1 protein-coding gene and 1 rRNA gene are annotated in these 1716 nt (G+C 39.2%); both read right to left on the minus strand.

Annotated features, from left to right (window positions below):
- Window positions 1–488 precede the first annotated feature (488 nt).
- Window positions 489–1244: a 3'-5' exonuclease gene (locus tag ICC18_RS33275; protein WP_188178677.1), complete on the minus strand. Its 756-nt coding sequence runs from the start codon at window positions 1242–1244 to the stop codon at window positions 489–491.
- A 242-nt stretch (window positions 1245–1486) separates the two neighbouring features.
- Window positions 1487–1716, minus strand: a 16S ribosomal RNA gene (locus ICC18_RS33280); the annotation flags it as partial.

Consider the following 1716-nt stretch of genomic DNA (forward strand, 5'->3'; position numbering starts at 1 on the left):
GATGAATCTGAATAGCTCATTTAAAGCTGACGAGATTATTAATCTCTTAAAAGTTTAGAGTCGATTGCTCGACTTGCTTCTTCACTCGTTGTTCAGTTTTCAAAGAACAATGTTCGCTCGTTTCCGAGACAGGAATAATAATGTACCACATTTTCGTTCTCAATATCAAGTAGTTTCTTTTTCCATTAATCTTGATGTTTCAAGCTCTGCCCGTTTCCGAAGCAGGAAAAATAATATATCACATTCTCGTTCTCAACATCAAGTGGTTTCTTTTTCCATGAATCCCGATGTTATCAAGCTCTGTTCGTTTCCGAGACAGGAAGGATAATTTATCACGTTCTAGTTCTCAAAATCAAGTGGTTTCTTTTCCCATTATCGTAATGTCAAAAATGTCAAATAAGAAAGCCCCCGATCGGGGGCCAGTTTTCGTAAGGTGAAAGTATTCCTTAAATGAAAGCAGTTGTAGAAATATCGGCAGAGCAGCACATTTATGCATATAATAGCTTTTTTGTTTTACGACCATACTTCATTTGTGCAAATTTCTTAAATAAATTTTGCACCATTCTGATCTCGTTTTCGGATAAGTTCATAATAGATATATACTTTTCAGTATTCTGATCCTTTAAAAAATCGTTCCAACTTAACATTTGATTATTTTGAAGAGCTTCCTCAAGTGAAATTAAGATCCATTTCTTTATGCCGCCCGTACATATTTTCACAGGATCTGGTATGAAGTAGTTCGCATCACTCACTATCCATGGTTTCAGCTTCAATAATAGCACTGCATTTAAAGCATCATCCAGTGCCGAATGACTTTGTCCAATGAACTGGAGGCCATGTTCCTCTAAAGCTTGTTGCAAACCTCCATCATAATAACGGGTCATGTCCAACAAATGAGTAGTGATCCATTCAGTATTAACACGATTTACTTTGCAATCAACCATTAAAGTAAAAAAATCACTGCCACCCCATGCGATGAGCTTATAATCTGTGCCGCAAAATTTTTTAAATTTCTCAATAACCACTTCAAAAGGCTTGCTTTTTAATAACGTTTCTTTTGTAATACCGCAAAACTGCAGTGCAAATCTATTTAAAGGAAATTTAGGACGAATAAAGCTTTGGAATGTCTCGACAATCTCCATTTGCTCATTTAACTTTACTGCCCCAATTTCAATAATCTCCATTGGATATATATCGTAGTGTCTCCTACCGTTGAACTCCAGATCCATAACTATATATTGCATTTGCTCTTCACCTCTTTTTGATCTATTTAAATTAAAAAGAGACCACGATTGATCCAGCATTTGCCGAACAGACTTGGTCTCAAACCCAACATGTGATTTGTTATGATAATACTAAGCAAAAACCCCCAATCATCGGGGGCTCATAGATTAGATATTACCCTTTCAAAACTGAACACGAGTGGAAGAAGCTTGTTGTGTGCTTTCGCACTTGACTGGCTCATTGCAGAGCCGAGTCTCCATAGAAAGGAGGTGATCCAGCCGCACCTTCCGATACGGCTACCTTGTTACGACTTCACCCCAATCATCTACCCCACCTTCGGCGGCTGGCTCCGCTAGCAAACAAGTTTGCAGATGGTTACCTCACCGACTTCGGGTGTTGTAAACTCTCGTGGTGTGACGGGCGGTGTGTACAAGACCCGGGAACGTATTCACCGCGGCATGCTGATCCGCGATTACTAGCAATTCCGACTTC

Source organism: Paenibacillus sedimenti (genome assembly GCF_014534655.1).
Lineage (GTDB): Bacteria > Bacillota > Bacilli > Paenibacillales > NBRC-103111 > Paenibacillus_E > Paenibacillus_E sedimenti.